The following is a 26,705-nucleotide window of genomic DNA, read 5'->3' as shown; positions in this document are numbered from 1 at the left end:
ATGGTGATCACGATATCGACTGCAAGATCGACGGCATTGGCGCCATGGGTTTGAAATCCGAGTTCGTCAAAAAAGCCTGAGTCCTTTGTTTGGCTGATCCGCAAAGCACCCTGTAACGGGTGCTTTTTTCATTTCATGGCCAGCACATGGCAGCTGCCGCAGCGTGCTGTGCTTTGATACCATGCGCTTTTACCCGAGTTTCTCCTGATGCCTGTTGCCGAGCAGCCCTATCATTCCCCCTCCACCCGTCAACTGATTGCCTTTGCCATTCCGGTGATGCTGGCCGCGCTGGCTACCCCGCTGATGGGGCTGGTGGATAGCGCGGTGCTGGGGCGCATTGGCAGCCCGCTGGCGCTGGCGGCGGTGGCGGTGGGGGGCAGCATTTTCACCGTGCTGTACTGGTGTTTCAGTTTCCTGCGTTTTACCACTACCGGTCTGGTGGCGCAGGCTACCGGCCAGCAAAGCCCGGAAGCGGTGGTGCTGGCCGGCTTGAGGCCGATGCTGGCGGCGTTGCTGGGTGGCCTGGGCCTGTTGCTGCTGCATCAGCCCTTGTTGTGGCTGGCATTGCATTTTCTGGCCCCTCCGCCGGATGTGGCGCTGCTTACCCGCAACTACTATGCGGCCCGTATCTGGTCGGCACCGTTTACCTTGCTGTCTTATGCGCAGTTTGCCTGGCTGCTGGGTCTGGGGCAGTCGCGTCAGGTGATGGTGTTGCAAGTGCTGATGAATGTGCTCAATGCGGTACTGGCTGTGCTGCTGGTCAGCGTGCTGGGCTGGGGCGTGGCTGGTGCCGGCTGGGCCACGGCCATTGCCGAGGCAGTGGGCAGCATGCTGGCGGCCCGCATCATGTTGCGCCATGTGGCATGGCCGCGCTGGCGCAAGGCACTGGCACAGGCCGGTGGCGCTGCGGCATGGAAGCAATTGTTTGCTGCCAATCTGGATATCATGCTGCGCACCTTGCTGCTGACGCTGGCCTTTGCCCTGATGACACGCAGTGCCGGTCAGCTGGGCAGCCTGACCCTGGCTGCCAACCAGTTGCTGCTGCAGGCCTTCATGGTGTGTGTCAGCTTGCTTGATGGTTTTGCCGTGGCGGCCGAAGTGCATGGCGCGCATGCCATCGGTGCGCAAAACCGGAGTGGATTACGCCTGGTCGTGCGACGCTGTGCCTGGCTGTCGCTGGGCTGGAGCAGCCTGCTGGCACTGGGCATGGCTTTGCTGGGTAGGGTTTATCTGCCCTGGATGACGCCGGACCGGCAATTGCAGCAACTGGCGGCACAGTACTGGCCGTGGCTGGTGTTGCTGCCACCTGTGTGCATCTGGGCTTTTTTCTGGGACGGGGTGTTCATGGGTGCCATGCGTACCGCTGTGCTGCGCAATGGCATGCTGCTGAGTTTTGCTGCCTATGTGCCCACCCTGTGGCTGTTGCAGCCACGACTGGGTAATCACGGAATCTGGGCGGCGCTGCTGGTGTTGATGGCCATGCGTGGTGTGCTGCTGACCCTGGCCTGGCCGCGCTTGCGAGATAGTGTGCCACAGCGGCAGGCTGATCCGGCCACAGCCTGATTTTGCAAAATCCTGCCCGGCATGTGCCGGACAGGGAGCCTGGCTTCAGGCCGTGGTATTGATGTGATTGCCGATGGTTGCGCTGATGGCGCGCGGTGCAGCCGCTTCGACAGCAGACGTGCTGCCATCATTGTCACCATCCTTGTCACGGGTTGCGCTGGGCTGCGGCGCGGCAGTACTACGGGAGACAGGGTAGGTGGCGCTGCTGAGCGCCGGATTGAACGACAGTGACATGTGAAATCTCCAGAGTGGGGACCATTCCCCATTCTCATGTTGGCAAGAGAGGCTTAAGCAAATCTTAAGTTTCAGCGACAGCCCAGCATGGCTTGCAACCGGTTTACCGTTTCAGCGCGCAGCCCATGCGGTTGCAGGCTGGCGATCAGTTCGCACAACTGGTTGAACACGGCGCGACCGGGCGCACTCAGCCGGTGCAGGTCGGCCAGGCCAAGCTCACCGCACTGGTAGGCCGAACCCAGCAGCAGGGCAAGTTCGGCCAGCATGGCGCGGTCCGGGGCGTGCTCAAGGGAATTGATCAGCGGAATGATTTCTGCTTCTGTCATGTTGAAACAATCGTTTGAATGCCATGAACAACAGTGTAATCCCGGGGCAAAGTAGTGGCATGTGACAAGCGCATACTGGATGATCATGATCAAACGGGAAGCATTTCGCGCCGGCATCCGCTGGCGGCGGATCAGAAAAGAGGGCAGGCATGCAGTTGGGTGAACAGGAGCAGGCGGCACTGAAAGCCTCCATTATCCAGGTAGGCCAGCGGGTGGCGCGGGAGCTGGGCGAGCGCCCGGAACTGGCACAAGCGCTGCACGTGGTGGGCTTTTTGCATGCGGCCGTCGACAAGACCGTCGCCCAGGCCGCCTTGCGTGGGGAGAAACCCGCATGTCAGCCGGGCTGTGCCAGTTGCTGTCATGTGCGGGTGGAAGTAAGCCCGGTGGAAGCCTTGCGCCTGGCCGCCTGCCTGCAAGACTGGCCTGCGGCGCGACGTCAGGACTTGCTGCAAGGCCTGCAGCAGCGCCTGGCCTGGCTGGAAAATGCCGGGGAACCTTCCCCGCGCTTGCCTTGCGTATTCCTGCAAGACAGCATGTGCAGCATCTATCCATGGCGCCCGGCCAATTGTCGCAAGGCGCATTCCTTTTCGGCAGAGGCTTGTCAGCAGGGTGCTGAGCACATTCCGCAGGATCTGGCCATCACGCTGGCTGCCGAAGCCCTGCAGGCTGGTACGGCACAGGGGTATCGTCAGGCAGGTCTTTCAATGGCACCGCTGGAGTTGACCCGTGCCATGCTGTGGGCGCTGGAGCAGCCAGCAGCCGGTGTCGCCTGGCTGGCAGGCGAAAAGATTACCGCATCCTAGCGCATGCGCAGGATATTCTTGATCAGTCTTGGCTGCAGCGGATTGAGCGACTTGCTTTCCTGATGATGGCCTGCTTGCAAGGCAAGCAGCAGCAGGACAAGCAGACTGACGGATTTTGCCGATGTCATGGCGGGTGAGTCGTTGAAATGATGAACCGGGCGTCAGTGTACGCCTGCAATCCTTTACCGGCCAGTCCGGTTCGCACATCAAACTCAGGGAGAAACGTGATGGATGGCTGGTTGCCATGGGCCTTGTTGTCCGCCGTATTTGCCGCGCTGACAGCCATTCTGGCCAAGGCCGGCTTGCGTCATGTCGATGCGGATCTGGCCACGCTGATCCGTACCGGCATCATTGCACTGGTGCTGTCAGCCTTTGTCTGGCTGACCGGCAAGTGGCGCAATCCACTGCAGCTGCCGGGCCAGACCTGGCTGTTTCTGGGCCTGTCAGGGCTGGCAACGGGGGCGTCCTGGGTATGTTATTTCCGCGCCTTGCAGTTGGGCGAAGCCAGCAAGGTGGCACCGGTGGACAAGCTCAGTCTGGTACTGGTGGCCGTGTTTGCCGTGCTGTTTCTGGGTGAACGCCCCGGCCTGCGGGAATGGCTGGGTATTGGCCTGGTGGCGCTGGGCGTATTGGTGCTGGCCATCCGTCGCTGAGGATGCCCATGCCGCTCAGGCGGGTTGCAGTTCCTGTGCCTGCTGTTCCAGCAGCCATTCGTAAAATGCCTGATCAAGCAACCAGGCATCCTCGCCCTGGCGCAGAATCCACATCGGGCCGCCACAGGGGCCGATGCAGCGGCCGACAATATCGTACGTGCCGGTCGGAATGCGTCTGACAGATTCGAAGTCGGGCAAGGACAGGCCGGGCAGGCTGTTGCTGGTGTTGATGACAAGTACTGGCATGGCGGACAAAGAAATCCCACGCCTGGCGTGGGAAAAGAGTCGTCTACAAAGGAGGAATGGCAACCATACCTTGTTTGGCGGACGGGTGTCATCGGTGCTTCTACTTATCACACAGCCAGTAAACGTGCGGAGTGATTGTTCTTGCAGGCCCTGACTGGCTAGTCCAGCGGCAAACCCAGCTGCTGTTGCACGTCTGGCCGACGTCGGTTTGTACGCTTGCCCGGCGGGCGCTGGCGCGAACCATGGCGCGCGACGATGGCCGCTTTTTCGGCCTTTACTTCCGGCTGCTTGCGCCAGGCATGCAGGCGCTGCTTGGCCAGCCGCGTTGCGCTTTCCAGTTCGCATGGCGGTGCTGGCAGCGCCTGCTCACCGATCAGGCCGTATTGCTGGCGCAGGCTGTCCGGCATTTTCCACGGCTCGAACAGCCATCCATCAGGCACCTGTTGCATCTGCGGCAGCCAGCGGCGCACAAAGCGGCCTTGCGGGTCGTGATCCATCGCCTGCTTTACCGGGTTGTACACCCGGGTGGTGTTGATGCCGGTGGTGCCGGACTGCATTTGCAACTGGCTCCAGTGGATGCCGGGTTCGTAATCCAGAAACGCCCGCGCCAGCCACAGCCCCACCGGCCGCCAGTGCAGCCACAGCGGGTAGGCCGCCACCGATACCAGCATGGCGCGCATGCGGAAGTTCAGCCAGCCGGTGTGATTGAGCATGGCCACGCAGGCATCCACCAGCGGCCAGCCGGTGCGGCCCTGCATCAGCGCCTGCAAGCGGGCTTCGTCATGTTCCGTCTCACGCAGGCCGTCGTAGCCACGGTGCATGTTGCGCCATTCGATTTCCGGTTCGGATTCCAGCTTCTGCATGAAATGACAATGCCAGTGCAGGCGGCTGATGAAAGCCTGCAAGCCCTTGCGCTGGCGTGTACTGTCCTCTGGCAGGCGTTGCAGCTGGCGGTGCGTGGCTTGCACGATTTCACGCAGGCTGAGGCAACCCATGGCCAGATAAGGGGAGAGGCGCGAGCAGGCAGTGGGAGCGGACAGCGGCGAGGAAATACCGCCGCGATATTGCGCGCTGCGCTGTTGCAGGAAGTCCTGTAATACCGCAATGGCGCGGCGACGGCCGCCACGCTGGCGCTGAGGCGGGTCAAACGGAAAAATGCCCAGGCTGTCGGCACCGGGTGCGGTCATGATGGGTAGCGGGCAGGGCGCGGCCTGCAGCGCGGGCACCGGCAGGCAGGGCTGGCTGACAAACTGCGTCCAGCGTGCGGCCCAGCCATCGCGCGAGCGCAAACGGCGGATAACGCCGGTCTGGGCGAATTCCTGCCATTGCACTCGCTGTTGCAGGCACCAGCGGCCTACGGCCAGATCGCGCTGATAGCTAAAGCCATTGCCGGTTTCTTCGTGTGCGTACAGGGCGTCGAATGGCATGGCGGCATGCAGGCGCGCCAGCACCTCGACCGCCTCGCCCACCTGGATCAGCAGTGGCAAACCACGGGCTGCCAGCGAGGCCGCCAGATCCTGCACGCATTCCAGCGCAAAGTGGTAGTGCTGGCTGGAGGCATCCGGCTGCTGCCACAGCGCGGGCTCGATGATGTACAGACACAGCACCGGCCCGGCCAGGCTGGCAGCTGTCAGGGCAGCGTGATCGTGCAGGCGCAAGTCACGCTTGAACCAGACCACCCCGACGCTCACGGCTGCCAGGCACCCAGTACGCTGGCAGCCAGATGACGGCCGCTGAGCCAGGCACCTTCCACCTTGCCGCCGTGCAACCAGTCGCCACACAGGCCGATGCCGATGGCGGCATCCCACATGCTGCCGTGCTGGCTGGCGTGGCAATCGGCATAGCGCCAGCGATGGCTGCTCAGTACCGTGCAGGCCGGGGCACCCAGCGCGCGGAATGCGTCCAGCAACTGCTCGCCCACCTCGCTGGCAGGCTGCTCCAGATGAGCAGCACTCCACTCGGCATTGGCTTGCAGCACCCAGCACGGCGCACCGCTGCGGCCGGGTTTGCTGTCGTTGCGGGCAATCCAGCGCAGCGGGCCTGCATTGACAAAGGCCGCAGCAAAGCCGGGCGCGAAGTCAGCCCCGGGCTGCACCATCACCGTCCAGCAAGGCAGCATGGGCTGCGCTGCTGCCACAGCGGCCAATGCGGGCTGGCTATCGGCCAGCAGGTTTGCTGCCTGCGGCGCGGGTATTGCCACCAGTACCCGGCTGAACAGTTCGGGCAGCAGGCCGTGTTCGACGGTTTCCAGCTGCCAGCCCGCTACGCTGTGATGCAGGCGGCAAACGGTGTGCTGGCTGCGTACGCTCAGCCCATCGGCCAGTGCCTTGCATGGGGCCGACATGCCGGGCAAACCGACATAACGTGCCGGAGCATCATGTTGCTGGTGCTGTGCATTTGCTGATTCCTGACCCAGCACTGCCGGGGTGACCGTCCATTCCGCCACCACGCCGGCGTCTAGCCAGTGCGCCACTTGCTGGCGGAAGGCCGGGTCGCGGGCGGTAAAGTATTGTGCGCCGTGGTCGGCCTGCCAGTTGTCGCCGCGCCGGGTGCACAGGCGGCCACCCAGGCCGCGGCTTTTGTCAAAAACGGTGATGCTGAGGCCAGCTTCATGCAACTGGCGTGCGCAGGAGAGGCCGGCGAGGCCTGCTCCGATGATGGCAATCGATGGGGGTGTCATGGTGTGCGTCTGCATGATGGTGTGGGATTGGGTGGGCGGTTCAAAGCCAGCCCTGCCGCCAGCAACTGCTGTCGGTGAGGGTTTGCCAGGCAATGATGCGGCTGCGCCGGGTGTAGACCGCTTCCAGCTCCACTTCGGTAATCGGCTGGCTGGGGTCGTCCGGCAGCAGCACGCGGGTCACCAGGAAATGCTTTTCCTTGTGCTGCGGCTGCACGGCCGTCCATTTGCTCAGCAGCAGCTTGCGCGGGTTGAGGCGGACTGGCATGGCTTAGTTGTCGCTACGGGTTTGCGGCACGTAAATCAGCTGCTCGGTGGCAAAGCCCAGCGCTCTGGCTTGCTGCAGCAGTGGGTCCAGCACGGCCTGTGGCAGTTGTTTGTCACGCGCCAGAATCCACAGGTAAGAGCGGTCGTTACCGGCGATCATGGCCCAGCGGTAGTCCGGGTCCAGCGCCACCACGTGGTAGCCACCATAGAAGGGGCCGAAGAACGACACCTTGAGCGAAGCGACATGGCTGTCGCCATTGAACAGTGCGCGGCCTTCTGCCTGTTTCCAGCTGCCTTGCGCCGTGGCATAGCCGCGGTTGATGACCTGCACGCTGCCGTCCGTTTGCGGGGTGTAGCGGGCGCTGACATCGCTCATGCCGCGCTCGAAGCTGTGGTCGAGGCGGGCAATTTCATACCATTTTCCGCTGTAGCGTTGCAGGTCGAAACTGCTCACCGGCGTGATGCCGGGCGGCGGCAGGGTGGAGCAGGCGGCCAGCAGCAGGCTGCCTGCCAGTAACAGCAGAGTGCGGAAATTTGACAGTCGCATGGTGGATTCCTTGTGTGGGTTCATAACTGGTTCAGGCCTTGCAGGATGGCCTCCGCACTGTGGCGGATAGCCTCTTGTTCAGTGGCTGGCATCTTGTCCAGCTGGCGGTAAACCAGCGCCAGCCGCGGGTTGTTGCCCAGCCGGGGGCGCTGGCGCTGGAAGAAGTCCCAGTACAGCGCATTGAAGGGGCAGGCATCGGCACCGTGCCGTGCATCGCGGCGGTAACGGCAGTCGCCACAGTAATTACCCATGCGATGCAGGTAGGCATTGCCGGATACATAAGGCTTGCTGGCCAGGAGGCCGCCATCGGCAAACTGGCTCATGCCCACGGTATTGGGTAGTTCCACCCATTCGAAGGCGTCGATATACACCCCCAGATACCATTCATGCAGCGCCTGCGGCGACAGCCCGGCCAGCAGCGAAAAATTGCCGATCACCATCAGCCGCTGGATGTGGTGGGCATAGGCCAGTTGCAAGGACTGGCCGATGGCGTGGGCCAGGCAGCGCATGCCGGTTTTGCCATGCCAGAACCATTCCGGCAGCGGGTGCTGGTGGTCGAAGACATTGCTGTCGGCATAGCCGGGCATGCGCGCCCAGTACACGCCGCGCACGTATTCGCGCCAGCCCAGAATCTGGCGGATGAAACCTTCCACCGCCGGCAGCGGGGCGAGGCCGTCCTGCCAGGCTTGCTCCGCCGCGGCCACCACTTCCTGTGGTGACAGCATCTTGGTATTGAGGGCAAACGACAGCAGTGAGTGAAACAGATAGGGCGTCTCGCTGTGCATGGCGTCCTGGTAATCACCAAACTGCGGCAGGCCGTGGCGGATGAAGTGATGCAGCTGCTGCAAGGCCTCGGTGCGGTTCAGCGGCCAGCGCAGGGCGTCGGCTGCGGGATTGCCGAACGATTGCACCCCGGCGGCTTGCAGCGTGTGCCACAAGGCCTGATGGTCGTGGCCGGGGCGGGTGTCCTGCGGCGGTGGCGGGCTGCCTCGCCAGGGTTTGCGGTTGTCGTGGTCGTAGTTCCACTCGCCGCCCACCGGCTTGCCGTCCGGCTGTAGCAGCACACGGTGGCGCTTGCGCATCTGGCGGTAAAACACTTCCATGCGCCATTGCGCCTTGCCGGCAAACAGCTGGCCTGCTTCATGGCGTGTGGTGTAAAAGTGCTCGCTGTCCACCATCCGGCAAGGAATGCTTTGCCGGTTCGCCCACTGCTGCAATTGCTGGTCCAGCCGCCATTCGTCCGGTGCCTGCCAGGCAAATTCCGTGGCCTGATAGTGCTGGCACAGCGCGTCCAGATTGTCCTCCAGCGTGCCGCGATTGCTGGGGTCGTTGATGGCAACATAGCGCACGCGGTGGCCTGCCGCCTTCAGTTGGCAGGCAAAGTCACGCATCCCGGCCAGTACTGCCAGCAGCTTTTGCGCGTGGTGCAGCACATAGCCGGTTTCCTGCCGCAGCTCCAGCAGCAGGTAGACCACATCGGCATCATGGCTGGCAAACCAGCTGTGCTGCGGATTGAGCTGGTCGCCCAGTATCAGCCGCAGGGTGGTCATGGCTGGCTCCACAGCTGGCGGTAGTGGCCGTCGGCATCGTATTCAGCCGCTTGCTTGTCCGGGTTGAAACGGCGGCCGCCGCGCGGGTCGGTTCCCAGTCCGGCCAGATACAGCCAGTTGCCCTGGTTCTGGCTGCAGTCGTAGTCAAGCAGGCAGGCTTCAAACCAGGCCGCACCGGCACGCCAGTCGCATTGCAGTTCGTGAATCAGGTAGCTGGCCACAATCTGGCGCATGCGATTGCCCAGATAGCCGGTGGCGGTCAGTTCGCGCATGCCGGCGTCTATCAGTGCATGACCGGTTTGCCCGGCCATCCAGCGCTGGAAAGCTGCCGGGTTGTGCGGCGGACTGGCGCGTTGTGGCAGGCCGCCGGGGTGATACAGGCGGCGGCCATGCTGGCGTTGCAGCAGCTTGAAGTAATCGCGCCACAGCAGTTCAAACCATAGCCAGTAGCTGCTGTCGCTATGGCCGTGCTCGGTTTCAAAGGCATGCAGCTGTTGCAGCACCAGCCTTGGAGACAGACTGCCGCAGGCCAGCCAGGGCGAGAACTTGCTGGAGTAGTCGATGCCATGCAGGCCGTTGCGGGTGGCCTTGTAGCTGTGCGGCAGGCCGCGCTGCAGGTACTGCGCCAGATGTGCCAGCGCGGCTGTCTCGCTGCCGGCAAAAGCGGAGTCTGGAAACGGAAAACTTGAGCGCGGGTCGGCGGCCGGGTAGTCCATGGCCGCCAGCGGCTGGATCAACTGGCGGGCTGCCGGTGGCAAGGGTGGCAACGCCGGTTCCGGCAAGGGCGCGGCGGGCTGGATGGCGGCGGCTTCCACTTGCTGACGGAAGCGGGTGAACTGGTCTGGCAGTTGCGCATCTGCCCAAGGCAGGCTGTCCGGCGCCAGCAGGGTGGATTGCCAGAAGCTGTGCACGGCAAGGCCACAGGCGCGCAGGGCGGTCAGTTCGTCCTGTTCTTCCGGGGTGGCGATGTCCTCGCAGTAAATGGCAGTGGCACCTATCTGGCTTGCCAGTGCGGGCAGCACGCTGGCCAGGCTGCCACTGGCATGCAGCAGGCCGCTACCCTGTTGTTGCAATGCGGTGGCCAGCCCCTGCAGCGCACTGTGGCGGAAGGCGCGACGCCGGGCGCTCACCCGCTCGAAGCCCCAGCGCGTGGTTTGCGGCTGCGGGCTGACATGAACCGGCAACAGGTAATCCGCCTGCTGGCAGGCCGCAGTCAGCGCCGGGTTGTCATGCAGGCGCAGGTCGTCTCGGAAACAATAGATCAGCGTGGTCATGGCTTCAGTGCTGCTGGCGGCAGCGTTCGGAACAGTATTTCACCTCATCCCAGCAGCGCGCCCATTTGCGCCGCCAGCTCATCGGCTTGCCACAGGCCGCGCAGGGCTTGCTGGGCAGGCTGCTTTTGTTGCCGCGAAATGGCGCTTTCATACCGGCCAGCCCTGGTCATGCACCGACAGCAGGCGACGCAGCAGACGCAGCGGCGCACCAATCAGCGGCAGCTTGTGCAGCAGCTCTTCGGCCGAGTCCCAGTAGTCGCGGTGCAGGCATACCTTGCCGTCAGCAGCAAAACGCAGGTGGCTGCCGCCGTGCAGCTGGTAGTGCTTGCCCGCGCGGCGGAAGCTGAAATCCCAGGTGATGAAGGCCTGCTGACCATCCAGCAATTGCTCGCGCACGCTGAACACCGGCTCTTCCAGCACGGCAAACATGTGGCGGAAGATGTCGGCAATGCCATCACGCCCGTGTACCTGGTTGAAGGGGTCGCGAAAGCGGGCGTCGACGGTGTAATAGTCGTCGATGTGCAGCAGGCTGGCCGGGCTGAGCGTGGCATACCAGTCGGCCAGTGCCGCCAGCCTTGCCCTCAGTTGCGCGCCAGATGGCGCAGCAGTGGCAGTCTCAGCCGGTAAGGCAGTAGTGCGAGCAGCTTGATCCATAGCGTAAACCTGCGTGGAAAGTGAATTTCGAACCGGCCCTGTTCCAGGCCGCGCACAATTTCCCGGGCGGCATCTGCCGGTTGCAATAGCGCCGGCATGGCGAAGTCGTTCTTGGCGGTGAGCCGGGTGGCGACAAAGCCGGGGTTGATCAGGTACACCTGCATGTCGTGCTGGTGCAGTTCGGCATGCAGCAGCTCGGCCAGATTGATCAGCGCTGCCTTGCTGGGCCCATACACACAGGCACCGGGCAGGCCGACATAACCGGCCACGCTGGCGACCAGTGCGATACCGCCCTGACGGCGCGCCATCATGGCCGGCAGCATGGTTTCCAGCCCGTAATACACCCCGGCCAGATTGGTTTGCAGGGTGTCGCTGACCTGTTGCTGGCGGATGTCCCAGCAGCGCTCCGGCCGGTAGGCTGCCGCGCAGAACACGACCAGGTCCGGCAGGGCATCCTGCTGTTGCAAGCTGTCCCAGGCCTGTTGCCAGGCGGCGGGCTGGCTGACATCCAGCGGCAGCACGATGGCACGAGGCTGCCGTGCCGCCACCGCGTGCAGGCTGTCGACACCACGGGCCGACAGGATCACCCGTGCGCCCAGTGCCAGCAGCTGGCTGGCCAGTGCGGCACCAATGCCGCTGGAGGCACCGACAATCCATACCGTCTGTTGCGGCCAGTTGCGCAGCGGGCGGTTAAGGGCGGGCAGCAACATGGCCTTACTCCTTGCGGAAAAACAGGCTGACTTCACCCAGCGCAATGCCGAACTTGCTCATGCGCGCGCTATTGAGCAGGGTGTGTTCGTCCTGCAGGAACATCCAGTCGTCAAATTGCACGTCCCAGCTGCGGCCATCCACCGGCAGGCGCAGGGTGTAACGCCAGTGCAGGGCATTGCCCGCCACTTCGCCATCGGCCACGCCCACCACATCAGCTGCCGTGCCCTGCCATTTGCCATTACCCAGCGGCACCAGTCGCCACTGGCGCTGCTGGCGGCTGCCGTCGCTGTAGACAAAGCGTTCGTCCAGCAGCAGGGCATCACCCTGGCGCTGGCCGGTGATGTCCACGGTGAATTGCTTGACCAGCGCACCGTTGCGGTCACGGAACATGCCCCAGGCGCGGGTATGGCCCTCAAAAAATCGCGGCAAGTCCAGCTGGGGTTTGTTGTTGCGGTATTGCTCCACCTGCGGTGTGCTGCAGGCGCTGGTGAGCAACAGGGCGAACAGGGGCAACAGGCGGCGCAGGGTTTTCATGGCCGGGCTTCCTGCAGCAGGAACTGCGACACGCCGATGCTGGCTTCGTCAAAACCGGCCTCGCAATAGCACAGGTACAAGCGCCACAGGCGGATGAAGGCTTCGTCAAAGCCTTGCTGGCGCACACTATCCAGTGTGTGTTCAAACGCCAGACGCCAGCGGCGCAGGGTTTCGGCGTAGTCCGGGCCAAAGTCCAGCCGGTTGCGCGTCATCAGCCCGGCTTGTTCGGCCGTATCCTGAAATACTTGCCTGCTGGGCAGCATGCCACCGGGGAAAATGAACTCCTGGATGAAGTCACTGCTGCGGCGATAGCGCTCGAAACGGCTTTCGGCAATGGTGATGCTCTGCACCAGCGCCTTGCCGCCCGGTTTCAGCAGTTGCCGCAGCTTGGCAAAGAAGCCCGGCCAGTAGGCTTCGCCCACCGCTTCGAACATTTCGATGGAGACAATGGCATCGTACTGGCCTTGCAGGTCGCGATAGTCTTGCCACTCCAGTTGCACCAGTTGGTTGCCAGCCAGCCGTTGGCGGGCAAAGTCCAGCTGGGCATGGGAAATGGTGATGCCATGCACCGCAATGCCCTGGCTGCTGGCGTGTTCGGCAAAACCGCCCCAGCCGCAGCCGATTTCCAGCACCCGCATGCCAGGTTGCAGGCCCAGCACATCGCAGATGCGCTGGTATTTGGCTGATTGGGCGGTGGCCAGCGGCAGGTCGTAATGGCCGTCAAACCAGGCGCTGGAGTAAGTCCAGCTGGGGTCCAGCCACAATTCGTAAAAGGCATTGCCCAGGTCGTAGTGCGCGTGGATATTGCGCTGGCTGCCCTGGCGGCTGTTGCGGCGCAGGCAGTGTTTCAGCCAGTACCAGCCACGGGCCGGCCAGCTGCCGGCGAGCGCGCTGCCCAGCACCTGTTCGTTGCGCAAGGCCAGCCGCAGCAGGGCGGTGATGTCCGGTGTGAACAAGAGACCATCGCGATAGGCTTCGGCAAAACCGATATCGCCGGAAAACAGCAATTTGCGGCAGGCGGTCCAGCTGTAAATGTGCAGTTCTGCCTCCGGGAATTCGCCCGGGCGGCCAAACCACAGGCTTTGTCCATCAGGTGTGTGCAGCAGCAGGCTGCCATATTGCAGCTGGTTCAAGCGCTGCAGCAGTAAACGTGCCAGCCAGGGCAGATTGTTGCAGGGCAGGGCAAGGGTACGGGTGAGGCTCATGGGCGCAACTCCTGTCCGTGACTCAGTGTGTGTTCCGGGGCGGCGGGCTTGCTGAAAAACGGCACTTTTTTCAGCCACAGCTGCAAGGCCTGCCAGTGAATGCGGGTGATGATGCCCAGGGTCAGCATGGGCTGGCGCAACAACGCCCGGCGGGCATTGCCGCTGGTAAGCGGCTGCAGCACACCGGAGATGCTGGTATTGAGCAGCAGGCCGTCGGCATCGTGGTAATCGATGCGCATCAGCATGCGGTCGGCTTTCTCGGCCAGTCGGAAACGGTAATGGCCGGCCACCTGGCAAAACGGCGATACATGCAGCAGCTTGCGGCAAGTCAGCGTGCTGCCGTTGACAATGGGGCGGCCGTCCGGGTTGGCCAGCAGATAGGCATGGTGTTCGCCAAAGGTGTTGTTGACATCAGCCAGTACGGCAATCAGGTGGCCATGGCTGTCGTGGCAATACCAGAAGCTGACCGGATTGAAGGCATAGCCGAACAGGCGCGGAAAGGTTTGCAGCCACACCTCGCCGTCGGCAGGCAAGGCGGCATCGCGCAGTTGCTGGCGTATCCAGGGCAATAGCGGGCTGCCGTCACGCGGGCCGTAATCCCGGCTGCGTATCATCAGCGGCCGCCAGCGATCCACACCGAACCAGCGGTGGCCAATCTGTTCCAGCGCCGACAGCTTCAGCCGGATGGCAAATACCGGATAGATGAAGTGATGGCGGGCAGGCCGCAGCCGCTGGTGCATCACGCTGCCGGATACCAGATAGGCATTGCTGCTGACGGGGCTCATAGGCGGGCCCATTCCGGCAGGGTGACAAAATCCTGTGCCACATTCAGCGCGGACTTCAGTCCGTCCTCGTGAAAACCGTAACCGGTCCAGGCACCGGCAAACCAGCTGTTGCGTTTGCCCTGCAGCATGGGCAGGCGGGCCTGGGCGGCAATGGCGGCATTGTCGAACAGCGGGTGTTCATACACGAAGCGGGCGTATTCCAGATTGCGATCCGGGTCGCGCAGCGGGTTGAGGGTGACGATGACCGGCTGGCTGACCGGCAGCCGTTGCAAGGTATTGAGCAGGTAGCTGACACATACCGCACGCTGGCTGGGCTGGCCGGTTTCGGCCAGGAAATTCCAGGCGGCCCAGGTCTTGCGGCGCTTGGGCAGCAAGCTGGCATCGCCATGCAGTACCGCCGTATTGGGCTGGTAGCGTACGGCAGAGAGGATGTCGTGTTCTTCCTGGCTGGCATCGGCCAGCATGGCCAGGGTTTGCGGGGCGTGGGTGGCAAAAATCACGCTGTCAAAGCGCTCTTCGCCATGCGGGCTGTTGATCAGCACGCCTTGCTCAGTGCGCCGCACACTGCTGACCGGACTGCACAGGCGCACATGCTGAATGCGCTGGCACAGCTTTTCCACATACTGGCGAGCCCCGCCCGGCACGGTAAACCAGCGTGGCCGCTGGCTGATTTGCAGCAGGCCGTGGTTCAGACAGAAGCGCAGGAAGGTGGCAGCGGGGAAATCCAGAATCTCCTTGCTGGGGCTGGACCAGATTGCCGCAGCCATCGGTACCAGGTAGTGGTCACGAAAACGGCTGCCATACCCTTCCACTTCCAGCAGTTCACCCAGGGTGAGGGGAGCAGCCAGTACTTGCTGCAGCAGGCGGGGAGCGGCGCTGTTGAAGCGCAGGATGTCATACAGCATGCGGTAGAACGGCAGGGACAACAGTTTGCTGCGCTGGGCAAACACGGTGCCAAGTGAGCTGCCCGCCCATTCGTCCCGGCCCCGGTCCAGCGATACGCTGAAGGACATGTCGGTGCTGCAGGAGGGCACACCAAGCTGCCGGAACAAGGCAATCAGATTGGGGTAGGTGCGTTCGTTGAACACAAGAAAGCCGGTATCCACGGCAAAAGACTGGCCTTCCAGTTGCAGGTCAACCGTATTGGTATGGCCACCTGCGTAGTCGGCAGCTTCAAACAGGGTGACTTCGTGTTTTTCGGCCAGCAGCCATGCGCTGGCGAGACCGGCGATGCCGCCGCCAATCACTGCCACGCGCTGGCGTTTGTCTGGATGTGCTTTCACCTGAACTCCCAAGCCGGAATTTCTGAATCAACGCCTGCGGGTGACGAAACTGCTTGGCACCTGCGAAGCATCGTGCTTATATTCAGCATATAACCGCTTTGGAAAAAAAGCTACTGATTAGTAAAAGGTCGTACTCATGAGTATTTTAGCCAAGCTCAGCTTCAAGGATCAGGCATTCAAGCTGCGCGAACAGACGGTGCTGGACGCCACCACCCGCTTGCTGGCCAGCAAGGGTTTCGACCTGATGACCATGGACGATGTGGCCGGGGAGGCGGGTATTTCCAAGCCCAGCCTGTACAAGCATTTCAAGTCCAAGGAAGACCTGGCCACCGAGGTGATGATCCGCCTGCTGGACGGTGCGCTGGAGTATCTGGCGGCACTGGATGCCGCTCTGAGCAGCAAGGACAGGCTGGGTAGTCTGCTGGAATGGGCATTGCGGGTGCGCCTGCAGGGTGGCCTGCCTTTCCTGCCTTCGGCCAGCCCGCAGGTCAAGGAGATGCTGACCCGCAGCATCCGTTACGTGACACGGGTGTACAAGCTGCACAAGCAGATGGAAGCATTGGTGGAACAGGCCAAGAAGGCCGGTGATATCCGGGCGGATTTGCCCACCGACGTCATCCTGTATGCCTACTATTCGCGCACTTGCGACCCGGCGGTGGATTACATGAAGGACTATGGCCGCTACAGCGACGACCAGATTGTCGACTACATGCGCGCCATCATTTTCGCGGGTATCGGTGCTGCAGAAGCAGGCTGAGGCCGCAACAAGCGGCAAATGAAAACAGCCCGCCGTGATGGCGGGCTGTCTGTGTGAAGAAAACAATCAGCGGCGGCCGGAAACGGACAGCCTGCTTTCCAGCCGGTGCTGGAACAGCTCCAGCACGATGGACAGCAGCCAGTACAGAATGGCCGCCGTCAGCAGCATTTCCATGTAGCGGTAAGCCGAACGGCCATAGCTTTGCGCCAGGAACATCAGCTCCCACAGGCCCATCACCGATACCAGCGAGGAATCCTTCAGCATGGAAATGAACATGCTGAAAGTGGGCGGCACCGCCACTTTCATTGCCTGCGGCAAAATGATGAAGCGCATGATGGCATGCGGTTTCAGCCCCAGTGCCTTGCCGGCATCCCACTGGCCACGATGGATGGACAGGATGGCCGAACGGAACACTTCGCTCAGGTAGGCGCCATAACACAACGCCAGCGCTGCCACGCCGGATGGAATGGCGGTGGGCACAATGCCAAGCTGGGGCAGGCCGAGATAAATCAGCAGGATCTGCACCAGTAGCGGCGTGCCCTTGAAGAAGGAATTGTAAAAAGTGGCCAGGCCGTACAGCAGCGGGTTGCTGGACAAACGCCCCAGTGCCGACAGCATGCCAATCACCACAGCAAGGATGGTGGACAGCAGGCACAGCAGCAAGGTCAGCGGTATGCCCTGGATGAAGCCTTCCGGGCTCAGTTCCAGACCGGCCAGCAAGGGCAGCTTGCTCAGGGCAAAACGGTAGTCCAGTTCAAAGGCATCGACAAACCAGACAAAGCCCAGCAGCAGGCACAGCATGACCAGGCCGACTTGCAGCCTGAATCGGTTTTCCTGTTTCATGTTACGGACAGACAAAAGCAGAAAGCCCCGCACGGCTGCATGCCGCCACGGGGCTGATTCTTAGTTGGTGATATCGCTGCCAATCCACTTCTTGGAAATGGCGCTGAGGGTGCCGTCTTTCTTCAGCTCGGTAATGACTTGCTTGACGCGGGCATTCCACTGCGCATCACCCTTGTCCACGGCCACCCAGTTGGGTTCCTGGTACAGCGGGCTGCCGACAATGCGGAACTTGCCGGTCTTGCTGATGCGTTCGTTTGCTGTCACCAGGTTGGAAATCACCGCATCCACCCGCTTGCCAGCGCCCAGCGCCAGGTCCTGGAAGGCCAGTTCTTCATTGTCGTACGGGGCAATCACCACCTTGTTGAAGGGGTAGGCAGGCTGTACGGCGTTGGGGGCTTCAATGGTCAGCTTCTTCTGCAGATAGCTTTCATAGGACGAGCCTTGCTGCACGGCAATCTTCTTGCCTTCCAGGCTCTTGATACCGCTGGTTTTCTTGTCCGCCACATTGGCAATCAGCACCGCCGGGGAGTTGTAGTAAAACACCGGGAAGTCCAGTACCTGGGCTCTTTCCTTGTTGGGCGTCATCGAGCAGATGCAGATATCCCAGCGGCTGCCCCATTTGCCGGCGGCAATCACTTCCCACGAAGGCGTGTCCAGCTTCAGTTTGACGCCCAGCTTTTTCGCCACGGCCTTGGCCACGTCTACATCAAAGCCATCCAGCTGGTTTTTGCTGTTGAGGAAGGAGAAGGGCGGGTAGCTTTCCAGCAGCACGCCGCGCAGCACGCCGCTTTTTTGCACGTGGTCCAGTGTGGCACCGGCATGGCTCTGGCTGGCAGCTAGCAGGGCGATGAGGGCGACGGTCTTGGTGATCTTGGATTGTCGTTGGAACATTTTTATGGTCTGAATGCTGTTTGGGTGTTAATCTATATATCAAACTATTATAATAATTACCAGCTTGATTGAATATAAATATATAACATTTCCCCCTATGTCATGGGTGAGCATCACCCTGATGCAGTGATTGCATGGATAAGCATATGAGCCAAACTCTTGTTCTTGATGGCGGCATGGGCCGCGAACTGAAACGTATCGGTGCGCCGTTCCAGCAGCCGGAATGGTCTGCGCTGGCCTTGCTGGAAGGCCCGCATTTTGTCGAACAGGCCCATGATGCCTTCGTGAATGCCGGTGCTCGGGTGATTACCACCAACAGCTATGCCGTGGTGCCTTTTCATATCGGCCAGCAGCGTTTTGACGCGCAGGGGCGGAAACTGGCTGCCCTGGCCGGCGAACTGGCACGCCGCAGCGCGGACAAGGCAGCACACAAGGTGACCGTGGCCGGCTCCTTGCCGCCTGCACTGGGTTCCTACCGTCCCGACCTGTTCAATGAGGCCGACTCGCTGGCCATTCACCGTGTGCTGATTGAGGGCCTGGCACCGTATGTGGATGTCTGGCTGGCCGAAACCCAAAGCTCGCTGGCCGAGGTGCGCGCAGTGCGCCTGGCGCTGGGCGAACAGGACAAGCCGCTGTGGCTGTCGTTTACCCTGCAGGACGAAGATGTCGACAACGTGGCGCGCCTGCGTTCTGGTGAAACCGTCAGCGAGGCGGTGGCCGAGGCCATCCGTCTGGGCGCTGCGGCGGTGCTGTTCAACTGCAGCCAGCCGGAAGTGATGGAAGCCGCGCTGGATGCCGCCAATGCCGTGCTGCAACAGCAAGGCAAGGCACTGCAACTGGGCGTGTATGCCAATGCCTTCCCGCCTACGCCGAAAGACGCCAAGGCCAATGCCACGCTGGATGAAATCCGTGCCGACCTGACCCCGCAAAACTATCTGGGCTGGGCCGAACGCTGGGTAGAAAAGGGTGCCGGCATTGTTGGCGGTTGCTGCGGCATCACGCCGGAACATATCGCTGCGCTGGCAGCGCGGCTGGGCTGATTCATTGTCCTGCCAGCAAGTGCTGTAACACCTGCTCGGCCACGTCCTGCCATTTCCTGCTGGAAATCACGGCGTGGCCGGCGTCCTCTATCATCACTGCACTGGTGTCATAGGAGCGGGCCGTAGCGGCCACCACTTCGGGTGGAATCAGCCGGTCGCGGCTGCCGCCTATCACCTGTACCCGGGCGCTGATATTGTCCGGATTCACATACGCCGGTTTGCCTTCCGCCGCCTGAATGGCAATGTCCTTGCCCAGCGGGTCGCCCATGAATTCCACCACATTGTCCAGCGTGCCGGGCAGCAAGCCCCATGGCGGCACCGAGCAGATCAGGCTGGCGCTTTGCCATTGCTCATTGCCTTCCAGCACGCGCTGGGTAAGGAAACCACCCATGGAATGGCCCACAATCAGGCTGGGCTGGACGGGCAGACGTGCCAATACCTGCTGCACATCCTGTTCGTAGTCACGCAGGGTCTGGTTGTCACGCGGTTTGCTGCCGCCGTGGCCACGCAGTGACAGGGCCGAGCTGCTCAGGCCGTGCGCCGCAAACCAGGGCTGCATGTTTTCCCGCCATTGCCAGCCATCACCGGCCACTCCATGGATGAACAGGATATGGCCACGCGGTGCTGGTGCATCGGCATGAAACACTTCAATGCCATCTTCCATTTCTCGACGACAGGCGTTGGCCGGGTCATCTTCGGCCAGGGTAATCAGGCAGGCGGTTTCTTCGCCATCCTGGGCAAATCGTGTGCTCAGGCCGCGGCACAATGACGCCATGCGGCCATTGCGGCGCAGATACTGAATGCGCAGCCGGTTTACCTTGCGGCCCAGCGCATGGTGCAGTGCCTGGTCGAACAACTGGCGGCCAATGCCCTTGCCCTGGCAGAAGCTGTCCACGCTGATACCCAGTTCGCCATGGGGAAAGGCATCGGTTTGCAGCACCGCAATGTGCACCACACCTATCAGCAAGCCACGGTAATGGGCACCAATGACGATATCGCGATTGAAATTGATGCTGTCCACGTAGCTGACCAGACTGGCCGGGCCAAGGGTGAGGCCGAAGCGGGTGAAGAGATCGTCCGGGCTCAGTCCGGACAGATGTTCCAGAATGGCCGGTCGTGCGCTGGCCTGGAGGCGGTCTAGGGTAAGATGCATGATGTTCACTTTATGTTGCAGTGCAACATAACTCAGTTTAGGCCATTCCCGGGTGAATGCAAGACATTCTGTGCAGGCAGGGCAGCAACTGGTGAAATCAGCAGCATGACGCATAAATATCAACTATCACTAAAGCAAACCGCGAGTCCGCAGGCTGCAGAGCAGGCCTGCACGCCGCATAAAACAGAATAATCATGATTTGTCGGTACGGGAGCGCTGTGTTCAACCATTTTTCATTGTTACGGAACAGGCCCGCATTGCCTTGGCGCAGCCTGCTGTGCGTGGCACTGCTGTGTTGTAGTCCGTTGTTGCAGGCACGCGAGTGCCTCTCCTTCATTTACGCCAGTGGCGGACGTGCGTTCTGGGCCAATCTGCAGGAAAACATTGCGCAGGAGGGGGCCAGGCTTGGCTATTTCATTTATGACCGTGGTTCGGTGGATAGCGAGCACCTGATTGATGATGCCCAGATTGAGCTATTGAATGTGGCCATCGCCCGCAAATGCCGGGCCATCATCCTGGCACCCAGTGCCACCATCGAAAATTACAATGAAATTTTGCGTTTCCTGCCGGTGCCGGTGGTGCTGATAGACCGCAACCCTGGCCTTAGCAGCCAGTTTGGTGCAGTAGCCTCAGACCAGACCGCCATTGGCAGCCAGGCCTGGGAGCAACTGAAAAAGAGCCATCCGGGCATCCGTCGGGTACTGGTATTTCCCAATCAAGGCAAAGTACCGTCCACCGAGCAGCGCATGGCAGGCTTTGCCATGGCAGCAGAAAAAGACCATGTCCGGGTGGTGTACGGCCCGGAGCTGGACCAGTCCATTGGCCGCGGGCGTCAGGTGGTGCGTACCTGGCTGTATACCCAGCAGCCGCAGTTCGATGCCATTTTCACCCCGAACGAATCCACCACCAGCGCGGTGCTGCTGGCCTTGCGGCAATTGCAGCAGGCCGGACGCCATCCCTTTGTCGGGGTGGACCGCAGCCCCCTCATTCTGGAGGCCATCCGTTCTGGTGAATTACTGGCCAGCATGGTGCAGGACACCGAGAAAATGGCAAAAATTGCCGTGCAGATGGCGAATGACGCCATCCGCCACCCATCGCGGAGCGGACGCAATGTCCTGCTACCGCCCTTTGTGCTGAACCGCGAGGTGCTGCGCAATGCACGCTAGAGCTGAGCCAGACCACGGCATGGATGCAGCCAGCGTCCGTCTGTGTCATTACTACTTCGAGCAGGACAGCATGTCGATCAAGCTGTCGCTGGCAGTGGCGCTTGCCATTTATGCCGCGCACTGGACACAAGCGCCGGGCTGGCCAGGTACCGCATGGTTGCTGGCGGTGTTCTGCTTCCAGGGTTTGCGGCTGTGGTATTTGCAGTTCATGCGCACCAAGCTGGCCGATCCGGCTGGTTTGCAAGCATGGTTCCCCAGCCTCTATCTGTCGGTCCTGCTGGCGGCGCTGTTGTGGAGCAGCATGCTGTTTGCCTTTCCACACCGGCAGTTTGATTTTGGCTACATGTTCAAGATCATCGCGCTGGCGGCCATCAACAGTGTCACTATCCTGTCTCACGGCCTGATTTTCCGTCTGTATGCGCTGTTCAGCAGTGTGCTGACGCTGGTGGTGCTGATCCAGCTGCATGGCTTTGACCAGGTGATGGCCACGTCAGACCGTCATGCATTCAGCGGCATTGCTTTGCTGTATCTTTCATTCCTGCTGATAACAGCCTGGAAATATGCAGAGCGTAACCGCGCCTTCTTTACCCAGCAGCAGACCATGAACACGCTGGTCAGCTCGCTCAAGCGCATGCATGACGAAGAGGTGGAACTGCGCTCCAGCCTGGAGCTGAAAACCGCCGGGCTGGAAGAAGCGCGCAATGCCTTGCTGGTGTTGGCCACCACCGACAGCCTCACCCGGACGCTGAACCGGCGTGCCATTCTGGAGCAGCTGCAACAGCAGGTGGACAAGGTGAGCCACGCCGAGGGCAGTTTTTGCGTGCTGGCCTTTGATGTGGATAATTTCAAGAAAATCAACGATGTATTTGGCCACAATGTGGGTGACGTGGTGTTGCAGGTGCTGGCCGAAGAGGTCAAGGCCAGCTTGCGACCGGAGGATGGGTTCGGCCGGATTGGTGGTGAGGAGTTTCTGGTGATCCTGCCCGGCCTGAATCTGCCAGAAGCGGTGGCCTGTGGCGAGCGTCTGCGCCTGCAATTGCAACACAGTACCCGCATGCAGCAAGAGGCCGGCATTGCCATTACCCTGTCGCTGGGCTGTTGCCTGGCATTCCCGGGCGAAAGCGCGGTCGATATCCTGGGCAAGGCCGATACCTTGATGTATCAGGCCAAGCGTGAGGGTAAAAACCGGCTGTGCTACTAGCCTGCGCTGGCAAGGGCATTCAGGCCGGGTCCTGTTCCCAGTGGCTGATCGGCATGGGTTTGCCAAACAGATAGCCCTGGTAGGCATAACAGCCATGACTTTCCAGGAAGTCGCGCTGCACATGGGTTTCCACACCCTCGGCAATCACCTGCAGGCCCAGTGCGCGCGACATGGCCAGTATCGCCTTGACGATGGCGCTGGTGGCCGGGTTTTGCCCCAGCTGGCGGGTGAAGGACTGGTCGATTTTCAGCTGGTTCAGCGGCAGGCGGCTCAGATAGGACAGCGAGGAGTAGCCGGTGCCAAAGTCATCCAGCGCAAAGCGGATGCCCAGCGCCCCCAGTTGCTGCATGCGCTCTATCACCATGTCCAGGTTTTCCAGCACGATGCTTTCTGTTAGCTCCAGCTTGAGCCGGGTCGGGTTGGCACCACTCAAATGCAGGCAGCGCTGTACCGATTCGACAAAGTCCGGCTGGTGAAACTGGCGCTCACTGACATTGACTGCCAGCTCCAGTCCAGAGAATTGCGGTTGCCCCTCCCATTCCTTCAGTTGCTGGCAGGCGGTATGAAGCACCCATTCCCCCAGATCCAGAATCAGCCCCATTTCTTCTGCCAGCGGAATGAACTGGGCCGGTGACACCATGCCGCGCTCTGGCGATTGCCAGCGCAGCAAGGCTTCCGCGCCGGTTATCTGGCCATACTGGTTAACCTGCGGCTGGTAGTACAAGAGAAATTCCTTGCGGGCAAAACCCAGGCGCAGCGCGTTTTCCAGCTGGGCGCGCGCCTCGATGTGGGCCTGCATGGTGGGGCTGAAAAAACGTACCCGGTTGCGACCGGCGTCCTTCGATTGGTACAGCGCCACATCGGCCTGTTTCAGCAGGTTTTCCAGCGAGGTGTGCTGGCCGCGGAACAGGGTCAGGCCAATGCTGGCGGTGTACAGGTGTTCGCCTTCCTGCTGCGAGTCCAGGCAGTAGGGGCGTGCCAGTGCGTCACGGATTTTCTCGGCAATCTGTTCGGCCCGGCTGGCAGCCAGGGTTTCGTTGCTGCCCAGCTCTTCAATGATGAGCACAAACTCGTCCCCGCCCAGCCGTGCCACGGTGTCCACCCCGCGCAGGCTGTCGCGCAGGCGGTGGCCTACTTGCAGCAGCAGCTTGTCACCCATTTCATGACCCAGGGTGTCGTTGAGTTTCTTGAACTGGTCCAGATCCAGCATCAACAGCCCGCCATATTGCTGGCTGCGTTCGCTGTTTTTCATTGCCTGCTCCAGCCGGTCGAACAGCAGGCGACGGTTGGGCAACATGGTAAGCGGATCGAAATGGGCCAGCCGGCGGATTTCTTCCTCCGCGGCCTTGCGCTCGGTAATGTCATGCAGGGTAACGCGCTGGCCCAGGTAGTCTCCCGTCTCGTTGAACAGCGGTCGTGCAGTCTGGTTGACCCAGCGTATATCACCCTGCTTGCGCATGATGCGCACATCCAGTTCCCGTTCCGTTGCCGTGTCGGTGGCTTGTGGCAAGGCAGCCTGATGCTGCCGCCATTGCGCCAGGTCTTCCGGGTGAATGATGGCTTCCAGCAGTGCCGGGTCCTGTTCGAATGCTGCGGGCGGATAACCGCTGATTTTCTCCGCCGACGGGGTCATGTAATGAAAACGGCCATCCGGCTTGATCCAGTACACCCAGTCGCTTGACCAGTCCATCATGTTGTGGAATTTCAGCTCGCTTTGGCGAATGGCTTCCAGGGCGGCCTTTTTATCGGTGATGTCGTCCTTGATGGCCACATAGTGGGTGATGCTGCCATCCGGCTGGCGCATGGGGGCAATCACCACTGCTTCCACATATTCACTGCCGTCCTTGCGCCGGTTGATGAATTCCCCTTGCCATACCTGGCCGCTCTGCAAGGTGCTCCACAGCTGGGCATACACCGCCTTGCCGGTTTTTCCGGCGTGCAGCAGGCGCGGGTTTTGCCCGATGACTTCATCGCGGCTGTAGCCGGTATTGCGCACGAAAGCCTCATTGACGTATTCGATGCGGGCGTCGATATCGGTAATGACAATGCTGGCCGGACTTTGCTGGATGGCCAGGGAGAATTTGTTCAGCTGCTGTTCACGGGCCAGCAAGGCATGGGTGCGCTTTTCGATTTCCGCTTCCAGGTGGTGCTGGTGTTGCTGCAAATCCCGCTGGCTGCGCTCCAGTGCCTGAATCACCCGGCGCATGTGTCCGGCAAAAGGCAAGAAGATGAACAGGCCTTCCAGCAACAGCAGGCCAAGCGCACTGAGCCAGGCGATGGTTTCTGCTGTTTGCAGGGTATCCACCGCGGCTTCGCCCTCCTGCTGATAGCGTTTGACGGCGGCGTCCAGCGCTTGCAGCAAGTCGCCGCCTGCCAGTTGCAATAGCTGTTGCAAGGCTGGAGAGTCCGCGCGCACGCTGCCTGGGGGCTGTTGCAGCAATGCTCTGGCCAGGGACAGGTAACGGGTTTCCAGAAAATGAATGGCCTTGGGCGAGCCAAAATACAAGTCATGGATTTGCCCGGACATGGTGGCGGGCAGGTGCAGTTCTGCCTTGCCCTTGATCAGCGCCTGGTGGCTGCTGTCCATCAGGCTGATGGCTTGTTGCAAGGATTTGCGGGCGCTGCCCTGGCTGCCCGCAGGCAGGGTGGCCAGCTGCTGGCTGTACAGCGCAATACGCTGGCTGAGCATGCGCTGGCGGCCACTGATGTTCACCAGTGCCGCGGTGCTTTGCTGGGAGGAGATCACCATTTGCTGTGCCACATAGGTGGTGGTGGCCAGCACCGCCATCAGCGCCAGTGCAAACAGATAGCGCAGTTTGAAGGCGCGCAGCATGCGATGTTCAGTTGTCATGAGGGCTACTTGTGTGACAGGCACTATTTAGCATCTTGCATGACAATGGGCTTGAGCGCAAAACCGATTTGCCCCGGACCGTACAAAAGAAAATGGCCTGTTTTCACAGGCCATCAAGCTACAGCCAGACCAAAGCCTAGTACTGTTGATGCTTGTGTTGATGCAGATGCTGACGCCGTGGTGCAAACAGCACCAGCGTGGCCAGGCAGGCCGAGAGCGCAGCAAACAGCAGCCACCAGGCAGGCGAGCTCTTGCTGTGCGTCATTTCCACCAGCGCGGTGGATACCGCCGGGGTCAGGCCACCAAAAATGGCAGTGGCCAGACTGAAGGCCAGCGAGAAACCTACGGTACGTACATACACCGGCATGACCTCGGTCAGTGCCGCCACCATCGCGCCGTTATACATGCCAAAGAAGAAAGAGAACCACAGCAACACCGTCAGCAGCCGGGTAAAGCTGGCTGCTTCAGCCAGCCAGGCCATTGCCGGGTAGGCGGTCAGCAAGGCCAGCAGTGAAATGCCCAGCAGCAAGGGCTTGCGGCCAATGCGGTCGGACAGCGCCCCGCCGACGGGCAGCCAGCAGAAGTTGGACAGGCCCACGCACAAGGTGACAACCAGGCTGTCCTGCGCGCTCAGGTGCAGCACGCTTTTGCCAAAAGTGGGGGTGTAGACGGTGATGAAGTAAAACAGCGTGGTGGTGAGCGACACCAGAAACATGCCCGCCACGATGGTGCGCCAGTGCAGGCCGATGGTGCCAAAGATTTCACGCAGGCTGGGGCGGTGCTTGCGCGCCAGGAAGGCATCGGTTTCCTGCAAGGAACCGCGCAGCAGGAAAATCAGCGGAATGATCAGGCAGCCGATGAAAAACGGCACGCGCCAGCCCCAGGCGGCAATCTGCTCCGGGCTCAGCCACAGCTGGATGCCATAGCCGATGGCTGCCGCCACCACGATGGCCACCTGCTGGCTGGCCGACTGCCAGCTGGTGTAAAAGCCCTTGTGACCCGGCGTGGCAATTTCGGCCAGATACACCGACACCCCACCCAGTTCCACCCCGGCGGAAAAGCCCTGCAGCAAGCGGCCCAGCAGCACCAGCAGGGGCGCGGCCAGGCCGATCTGGCTGTAATCCGGCACAAAAGCAATCAGCACCGTGCCACAGGCCATGATGCCCAGCGTCACGATCAGCCCCTGACGGCGGCCAATGCGGTCCACATAACTGCCCAGCACGATGGCACCCAGCGGGCGCATCAGGAAACCGGCACCGAAGACGGCAAAGGTCAGCATCAGCGAGGCAAACTCGCTGCTGGTGGGGAAAAATGCCTTGCTGATATAGCTGGCATAAAAACCGAACAGAAAGAAATCGAACTGTTCGAGAAAATTGCCACTGGTCACGCGCAGTACCGCACCCAGTCGGGACTGGGCAGGGTGCTGGCTGGCTGGCGCTTGTTGCATGAGTACTCTCCTTTGTTGCGTTGTATTTATTGCTTTTCTGGATG

General features: G+C 61.4%; 30 protein-coding genes. 8 read left to right on the top strand and 22 right to left on the bottom strand.

The annotated features are described in order from the left end of the window. Both ACE3SE_RS12295 and ACE3SE_RS12290 read left to right on the top strand, forming a co-directional pair. A partial coding sequence (locus tag ACE3SE_RS12295) for a PhnA domain-containing protein (RefSeq protein ID WP_374555645.1) occupies window positions 1–80 on the top strand: 80 nt, incomplete at its 5' end. Between the two features lie 127 nt (window positions 81–207). Further along, the gene (locus ACE3SE_RS12290) at window positions 208–1,563 is read left to right on the top strand and encodes an MATE family efflux transporter (protein ID WP_374555641.1); all 1,356 of its coding nucleotides are present in this window, start codon (window positions 208–210) and stop codon (window positions 1,561–1,563) included. 45 nt (window positions 1,564–1,608) lie between these two features. Here the strand turns inward: ACE3SE_RS12290 and ACE3SE_RS12285 are convergent, their stop codons facing one another. Then, window positions 1,609–1,797, bottom strand: a complete 189-nt coding sequence (locus tag ACE3SE_RS12285) for a hypothetical protein (protein WP_374555639.1) — start codon at window positions 1,795–1,797, stop codon at window positions 1,609–1,611. 71 nt (window positions 1,798–1,868) lie between these two features. Continuing rightward, window positions 1,869–2,123, bottom strand: a complete 255-nt coding sequence (locus tag ACE3SE_RS12280; RefSeq protein WP_131359783.1) for a hypothetical protein — start codon at window positions 2,121–2,123, stop codon at window positions 1,869–1,871. Between the two features lie 149 nt (window positions 2,124–2,272). Here ACE3SE_RS12280 and ACE3SE_RS12275 point away from each other — a divergent pair, with 149 nt between their 5' ends. After that, window positions 2,273–2,926 carry a YkgJ family cysteine cluster protein gene (locus ACE3SE_RS12275; RefSeq protein ID WP_374555637.1) on the top strand — a complete coding sequence of 218 codons (654 nt, stop codon included), beginning with the start codon at window positions 2,273–2,275 and terminating at the stop codon, window positions 2,924–2,926. Here the strand turns inward: ACE3SE_RS12275 and ACE3SE_RS12270 are convergent. Then, entirely contained in the window at window positions 2,923–3,054 is a 132-nt protein-coding gene (locus ACE3SE_RS12270) for a hypothetical protein (protein ID WP_255434165.1), read from the bottom strand. The genes ACE3SE_RS12275 and ACE3SE_RS12270 overlap by 4 nt on opposite strands. A 99-nt stretch (window positions 3,055–3,153) precedes the next feature. Between ACE3SE_RS12270 and ACE3SE_RS12265 the strand changes: the two genes are divergently transcribed. Next, the gene (locus ACE3SE_RS12265; RefSeq protein WP_062787907.1) at window positions 3,154–3,579 is read left to right on the top strand and encodes an EamA family transporter; all 426 of its coding nucleotides are present in this window, start codon (window positions 3,154–3,156) and stop codon (window positions 3,577–3,579) included. A 15-nt stretch (window positions 3,580–3,594) separates the two neighbouring features. On the opposite strand, the gene ACE3SE_RS12260 is transcribed toward ACE3SE_RS12265, so the two are convergent. The 14 genes from ACE3SE_RS12260 to ACE3SE_RS12195 form a co-directional block, all read right to left on the bottom strand. Next, the gene (locus ACE3SE_RS12260; RefSeq protein WP_131359790.1) at window positions 3,595–3,825 is read right to left on the bottom strand and encodes a hypothetical protein; all 231 of its coding nucleotides are present in this window, start codon (window positions 3,823–3,825) and stop codon (window positions 3,595–3,597) included. A 158-nt stretch (window positions 3,826–3,983) separates the two neighbouring features. After that, complete coding sequence (locus ACE3SE_RS12255; RefSeq protein ID WP_374555634.1) at window positions 3,984–5,516, bottom strand: FAD-binding domain-containing protein; 1,533 nt, start codon at window positions 5,514–5,516, stop codon at window positions 3,984–3,986. Then, window positions 5,513–6,505 (bottom strand): NAD(P)/FAD-dependent oxidoreductase, encoded by a 993-nt coding sequence (locus ACE3SE_RS12250; protein ID WP_374555632.1) that lies wholly within the window; start codon window positions 6,503–6,505, stop codon window positions 5,513–5,515. Before ACE3SE_RS12250 ends, ACE3SE_RS12255 begins: the two co-directional genes overlap by 4 nt. A gap of 40 nt (window positions 6,506–6,545) precedes the next feature. Then, on the bottom strand, window positions 6,546–6,770 hold the full coding sequence (locus tag ACE3SE_RS12245) for a TIGR02450 family Trp-rich protein (protein ID WP_045847354.1): 225 nt from the start codon (window positions 6,768–6,770) through the stop codon (window positions 6,546–6,548). Window positions 6,771–6,773: 3 nt separating this feature from the next. After that, complete coding sequence (locus tag ACE3SE_RS12240; protein ID WP_374555630.1) at window positions 6,774–7,316, bottom strand: lipocalin family protein; 543 nt, start codon at window positions 7,314–7,316, stop codon at window positions 6,774–6,776. Window positions 7,317–7,336: 20 nt separating this feature from the next. Then, window positions 7,337–8,866, bottom strand: a complete 1,530-nt coding sequence (locus ACE3SE_RS12235; RefSeq protein WP_374555628.1) for a cryptochrome/photolyase family protein — start codon at window positions 8,864–8,866, stop codon at window positions 7,337–7,339. Next, the gene (locus ACE3SE_RS12230; protein WP_374555626.1) at window positions 8,863–10,140 is read right to left on the bottom strand and encodes a DASH family cryptochrome; all 1,278 of its coding nucleotides are present in this window, start codon (window positions 10,138–10,140) and stop codon (window positions 8,863–8,865) included. The genes ACE3SE_RS12235 and ACE3SE_RS12230 overlap by 4 nt, the downstream gene beginning before the upstream one ends. Before the next feature lie 4 nt (window positions 10,141–10,144). Next, entirely contained in the window at window positions 10,145–10,291 is a 147-nt protein-coding gene (locus tag ACE3SE_RS12225; RefSeq protein WP_082086484.1) for a DUF2256 domain-containing protein, read from the bottom strand. Continuing rightward, a complete protein-coding gene (locus ACE3SE_RS12220; protein WP_374555624.1) occupies window positions 10,288–10,794 on the bottom strand; it encodes a nuclear transport factor 2 family protein in 507 nt (168 codons plus the stop codon). The genes ACE3SE_RS12225 and ACE3SE_RS12220 overlap by 4 nt, the downstream gene beginning before the upstream one ends. Then, window positions 10,722–11,504 carry an SDR family NAD(P)-dependent oxidoreductase gene (locus ACE3SE_RS12215; RefSeq protein ID WP_062787921.1) on the bottom strand — a complete coding sequence of 261 codons (783 nt, stop codon included), beginning with the start codon at window positions 11,502–11,504 and terminating at the stop codon, window positions 10,722–10,724. The genes ACE3SE_RS12220 and ACE3SE_RS12215 overlap by 73 nt, the downstream gene beginning before the upstream one ends. 4 nt (window positions 11,505–11,508) lie before the next feature. Continuing rightward, complete coding sequence (locus tag ACE3SE_RS12210) at window positions 11,509–12,039, bottom strand: DUF3833 domain-containing protein (protein WP_374555622.1); 531 nt, start codon at window positions 12,037–12,039, stop codon at window positions 11,509–11,511. After that, window positions 12,036–13,244, bottom strand: coding sequence for a class I SAM-dependent methyltransferase (locus tag ACE3SE_RS12205; RefSeq protein WP_374555620.1), 1,209 nt, complete (start codon window positions 13,242–13,244; stop codon window positions 12,036–12,038). The genes ACE3SE_RS12210 and ACE3SE_RS12205 overlap by 4 nt, the downstream gene beginning before the upstream one ends. After that, complete coding sequence (locus ACE3SE_RS12200; RefSeq protein ID WP_374555618.1) at window positions 13,241–14,029, bottom strand: DUF1365 domain-containing protein; 789 nt, start codon at window positions 14,027–14,029, stop codon at window positions 13,241–13,243. Before ACE3SE_RS12200 ends, ACE3SE_RS12205 begins: the two co-directional genes overlap by 4 nt. After that, the gene (locus ACE3SE_RS12195) at window positions 14,026–15,312 is read right to left on the bottom strand and encodes an NAD(P)/FAD-dependent oxidoreductase (protein ID WP_374555616.1); all 1,287 of its coding nucleotides are present in this window, start codon (window positions 15,310–15,312) and stop codon (window positions 14,026–14,028) included. Before ACE3SE_RS12195 ends, ACE3SE_RS12200 begins: the two co-directional genes overlap by 4 nt. 136 nt (window positions 15,313–15,448) lie before the next feature. Between ACE3SE_RS12195 and ACE3SE_RS12190 the strand changes: the two genes are divergently transcribed. Next, window positions 15,449–16,069 carry a TetR/AcrR family transcriptional regulator gene (locus ACE3SE_RS12190; protein WP_062787929.1) on the top strand — a complete coding sequence of 207 codons (621 nt, stop codon included), beginning with the start codon at window positions 15,449–15,451 and terminating at the stop codon, window positions 16,067–16,069. 66 nt (window positions 16,070–16,135) lie between these two features. On the opposite strand, the gene ACE3SE_RS12185 is transcribed toward ACE3SE_RS12190, so the two are convergent. Continuing rightward, entirely contained in the window at window positions 16,136–16,912 is a 777-nt protein-coding gene (locus tag ACE3SE_RS12185; protein ID WP_045847345.1) for an amino acid ABC transporter permease, read from the bottom strand. A 60-nt stretch (window positions 16,913–16,972) separates the two neighbouring features. After that, window positions 16,973–17,803 carry a transporter substrate-binding domain-containing protein gene (locus tag ACE3SE_RS12180; protein WP_045847344.1) on the bottom strand — a complete coding sequence of 277 codons (831 nt, stop codon included), beginning with the start codon at window positions 17,801–17,803 and terminating at the stop codon, window positions 16,973–16,975. A gap of 146 nt (window positions 17,804–17,949) precedes the next feature. Here ACE3SE_RS12180 and ACE3SE_RS12175 point away from each other — a divergent pair, with 146 nt between their 5' ends. Continuing rightward, window positions 17,950–18,843 carry a homocysteine S-methyltransferase family protein gene (locus tag ACE3SE_RS12175; RefSeq protein WP_374555613.1) on the top strand — a complete coding sequence of 298 codons (894 nt, stop codon included), beginning with the start codon at window positions 17,950–17,952 and terminating at the stop codon, window positions 18,841–18,843. A 1-nt stretch (window position 18,844) separates the two neighbouring features. On the opposite strand, the gene ACE3SE_RS12170 is transcribed toward ACE3SE_RS12175, so the two are convergent. Then, on the bottom strand, window positions 18,845–19,996 hold the full coding sequence (locus ACE3SE_RS12170) for an alpha/beta fold hydrolase (RefSeq protein WP_374555611.1): 1,152 nt from the start codon (window positions 19,994–19,996) through the stop codon (window positions 18,845–18,847). Between the two features lie 257 nt (window positions 19,997–20,253). On the opposite strand from ACE3SE_RS12170, the gene ACE3SE_RS12165 reads away from it, so the two are divergent. Together ACE3SE_RS12165 and ACE3SE_RS12160 are read left to right on the top strand one after the other, a co-directional pair. Then, the gene (locus ACE3SE_RS12165; protein WP_374555609.1) at window positions 20,254–21,162 is read left to right on the top strand and encodes a substrate-binding domain-containing protein; all 909 of its coding nucleotides are present in this window, start codon (window positions 20,254–20,256) and stop codon (window positions 21,160–21,162) included. Beyond that, window positions 21,152–22,363, top strand: a complete 1,212-nt coding sequence (locus tag ACE3SE_RS12160) for a GGDEF domain-containing protein (RefSeq protein WP_374555607.1) — start codon at window positions 21,152–21,154, stop codon at window positions 22,361–22,363. Before ACE3SE_RS12165 ends, ACE3SE_RS12160 begins: the two co-directional genes overlap by 11 nt. Window positions 22,364–22,382: 19 nt before the next feature. On the opposite strand, the gene ACE3SE_RS12155 is transcribed toward ACE3SE_RS12160, so the two are convergent. Further along, window positions 22,383–25,214 (bottom strand): EAL domain-containing protein, encoded by a 2,832-nt coding sequence (locus ACE3SE_RS12155; RefSeq protein ID WP_374555605.1) that lies wholly within the window; start codon window positions 25,212–25,214, stop codon window positions 22,383–22,385. Between the two features lie 136 nt (window positions 25,215–25,350). Beyond that, complete coding sequence (locus tag ACE3SE_RS12150; protein ID WP_374555603.1) at window positions 25,351–26,661, bottom strand: MFS transporter; 1,311 nt, start codon at window positions 26,659–26,661, stop codon at window positions 25,351–25,353. Window positions 26,662–26,705 lie beyond the last annotated feature (44 nt).

This window comes from Aquitalea pelogenes (genome assembly GCF_041914625.1).
In the GTDB taxonomy this organism is placed as follows: Bacteria; Pseudomonadota; Gammaproteobacteria; order Burkholderiales; family Chromobacteriaceae; genus Aquitalea; species Aquitalea pelogenes.
Note: the sequence above shows the minus strand (reverse complement) of the source record. Positions and strands in the feature narration are given on the sequence as shown.

Bases quoted from the DNA above. Each gene is read 5' to 3' on its own strand.
- ACE3SE_RS12290 (WP_374555641.1), top strand. From the start codon at position 208: ATGCCTGTTGCCGAGCAGCCCTATCATTCCCCCTCCACCCGTCAACTG.
- ACE3SE_RS12285 (WP_374555639.1), bottom strand. From the start codon at position 1,797: ATGTCACTGTCGTTCAATCCGGCGCTCAGCAGCGCCACCTACCCTGTC.
- ACE3SE_RS12280 (WP_131359783.1), bottom strand. From the start codon at position 2,123: ATGACAGAAGCAGAAATCATTCCGCTGATCAATTCCCTTGAGCACGCC.
- ACE3SE_RS12275 (WP_374555637.1), top strand. From the start codon at position 2,273: ATGCAGTTGGGTGAACAGGAGCAGGCGGCACTGAAAGCCTCCATTATC.
- ACE3SE_RS12270 (WP_255434165.1), bottom strand. From the start codon at position 3,054: ATGACATCGGCAAAATCCGTCAGTCTGCTTGTCCTGCTGCTGCTTGCC.
- ACE3SE_RS12265 (WP_062787907.1), top strand. From the start codon at position 3,154: ATGGATGGCTGGTTGCCATGGGCCTTGTTGTCCGCCGTATTTGCCGCG.
- ACE3SE_RS12260 (WP_131359790.1), bottom strand. From the start codon at position 3,825: ATGCCAGTACTTGTCATCAACACCAGCAACAGCCTGCCCGGCCTGTCC.
- ACE3SE_RS12250 (WP_374555632.1), bottom strand. From the start codon at position 6,505: ATGACACCCCCATCGATTGCCATCATCGGAGCAGGCCTCGCCGGCCTC.
- ACE3SE_RS12245 (WP_045847354.1), bottom strand. From the start codon at position 6,770: ATGCCAGTCCGCCTCAACCCGCGCAAGCTGCTGCTGAGCAAATGGACG.
- ACE3SE_RS12240 (WP_374555630.1), bottom strand. From the start codon at position 7,316: ATGCGACTGTCAAATTTCCGCACTCTGCTGTTACTGGCAGGCAGCCTG.
- ACE3SE_RS12235 (WP_374555628.1), bottom strand. From the start codon at position 8,866: ATGACCACCCTGCGGCTGATACTGGGCGACCAGCTCAATCCGCAGCAC.
- ACE3SE_RS12230 (WP_374555626.1), bottom strand. From the start codon at position 10,140: ATGACCACGCTGATCTATTGTTTCCGAGACGACCTGCGCCTGCATGAC.
- ACE3SE_RS12225 (WP_082086484.1), bottom strand. From the start codon at position 10,291: ATGAAAGCGCCATTTCGCGGCAACAAAAGCAGCCTGCCCAGCAAGCCC.
- ACE3SE_RS12220 (WP_374555624.1), bottom strand. From the start codon at position 10,794: ATGGATCAAGCTGCTCGCACTACTGCCTTACCGGCTGAGACTGCCACT.
- ACE3SE_RS12215 (WP_062787921.1), bottom strand. From the start codon at position 11,504: ATGTTGCTGCCCGCCCTTAACCGCCCGCTGCGCAACTGGCCGCAACAG.
- ACE3SE_RS12210 (WP_374555622.1), bottom strand. From the start codon at position 12,039: ATGAAAACCCTGCGCCGCCTGTTGCCCCTGTTCGCCCTGTTGCTCACC.
- ACE3SE_RS12205 (WP_374555620.1), bottom strand. From the start codon at position 13,244: ATGAGCCTCACCCGTACCCTTGCCCTGCCCTGCAACAATCTGCCCTGG.
- ACE3SE_RS12200 (WP_374555618.1), bottom strand. From the start codon at position 14,029: ATGAGCCCCGTCAGCAGCAATGCCTATCTGGTATCCGGCAGCGTGATG.
- ACE3SE_RS12190 (WP_062787929.1), top strand. From the start codon at position 15,449: ATGAGTATTTTAGCCAAGCTCAGCTTCAAGGATCAGGCATTCAAGCTG.
- ACE3SE_RS12185 (WP_045847345.1), bottom strand. From the start codon at position 16,912: ATGAAACAGGAAAACCGATTCAGGCTGCAAGTCGGCCTGGTCATGCTG.
- ACE3SE_RS12180 (WP_045847344.1), bottom strand. From the start codon at position 17,803: ATGTTCCAACGACAATCCAAGATCACCAAGACCGTCGCCCTCATCGCC.
- ACE3SE_RS12175 (WP_374555613.1), top strand. From the start codon at position 17,950: ATGAGCCAAACTCTTGTTCTTGATGGCGGCATGGGCCGCGAACTGAAA.
- ACE3SE_RS12170 (WP_374555611.1), bottom strand. From the start codon at position 19,996: ATGCATCTTACCCTAGACCGCCTCCAGGCCAGCGCACGACCGGCCATT.
- ACE3SE_RS12160 (WP_374555607.1), top strand. From the start codon at position 21,152: ATGCACGCTAGAGCTGAGCCAGACCACGGCATGGATGCAGCCAGCGTC.
- ACE3SE_RS12155 (WP_374555605.1), bottom strand. From the start codon at position 25,214: ATGACAACTGAACATCGCATGCTGCGCGCCTTCAAACTGCGCTATCTG.
- ACE3SE_RS12150 (WP_374555603.1), bottom strand. From the start codon at position 26,661: ATGCAACAAGCGCCAGCCAGCCAGCACCCTGCCCAGTCCCGACTGGGT.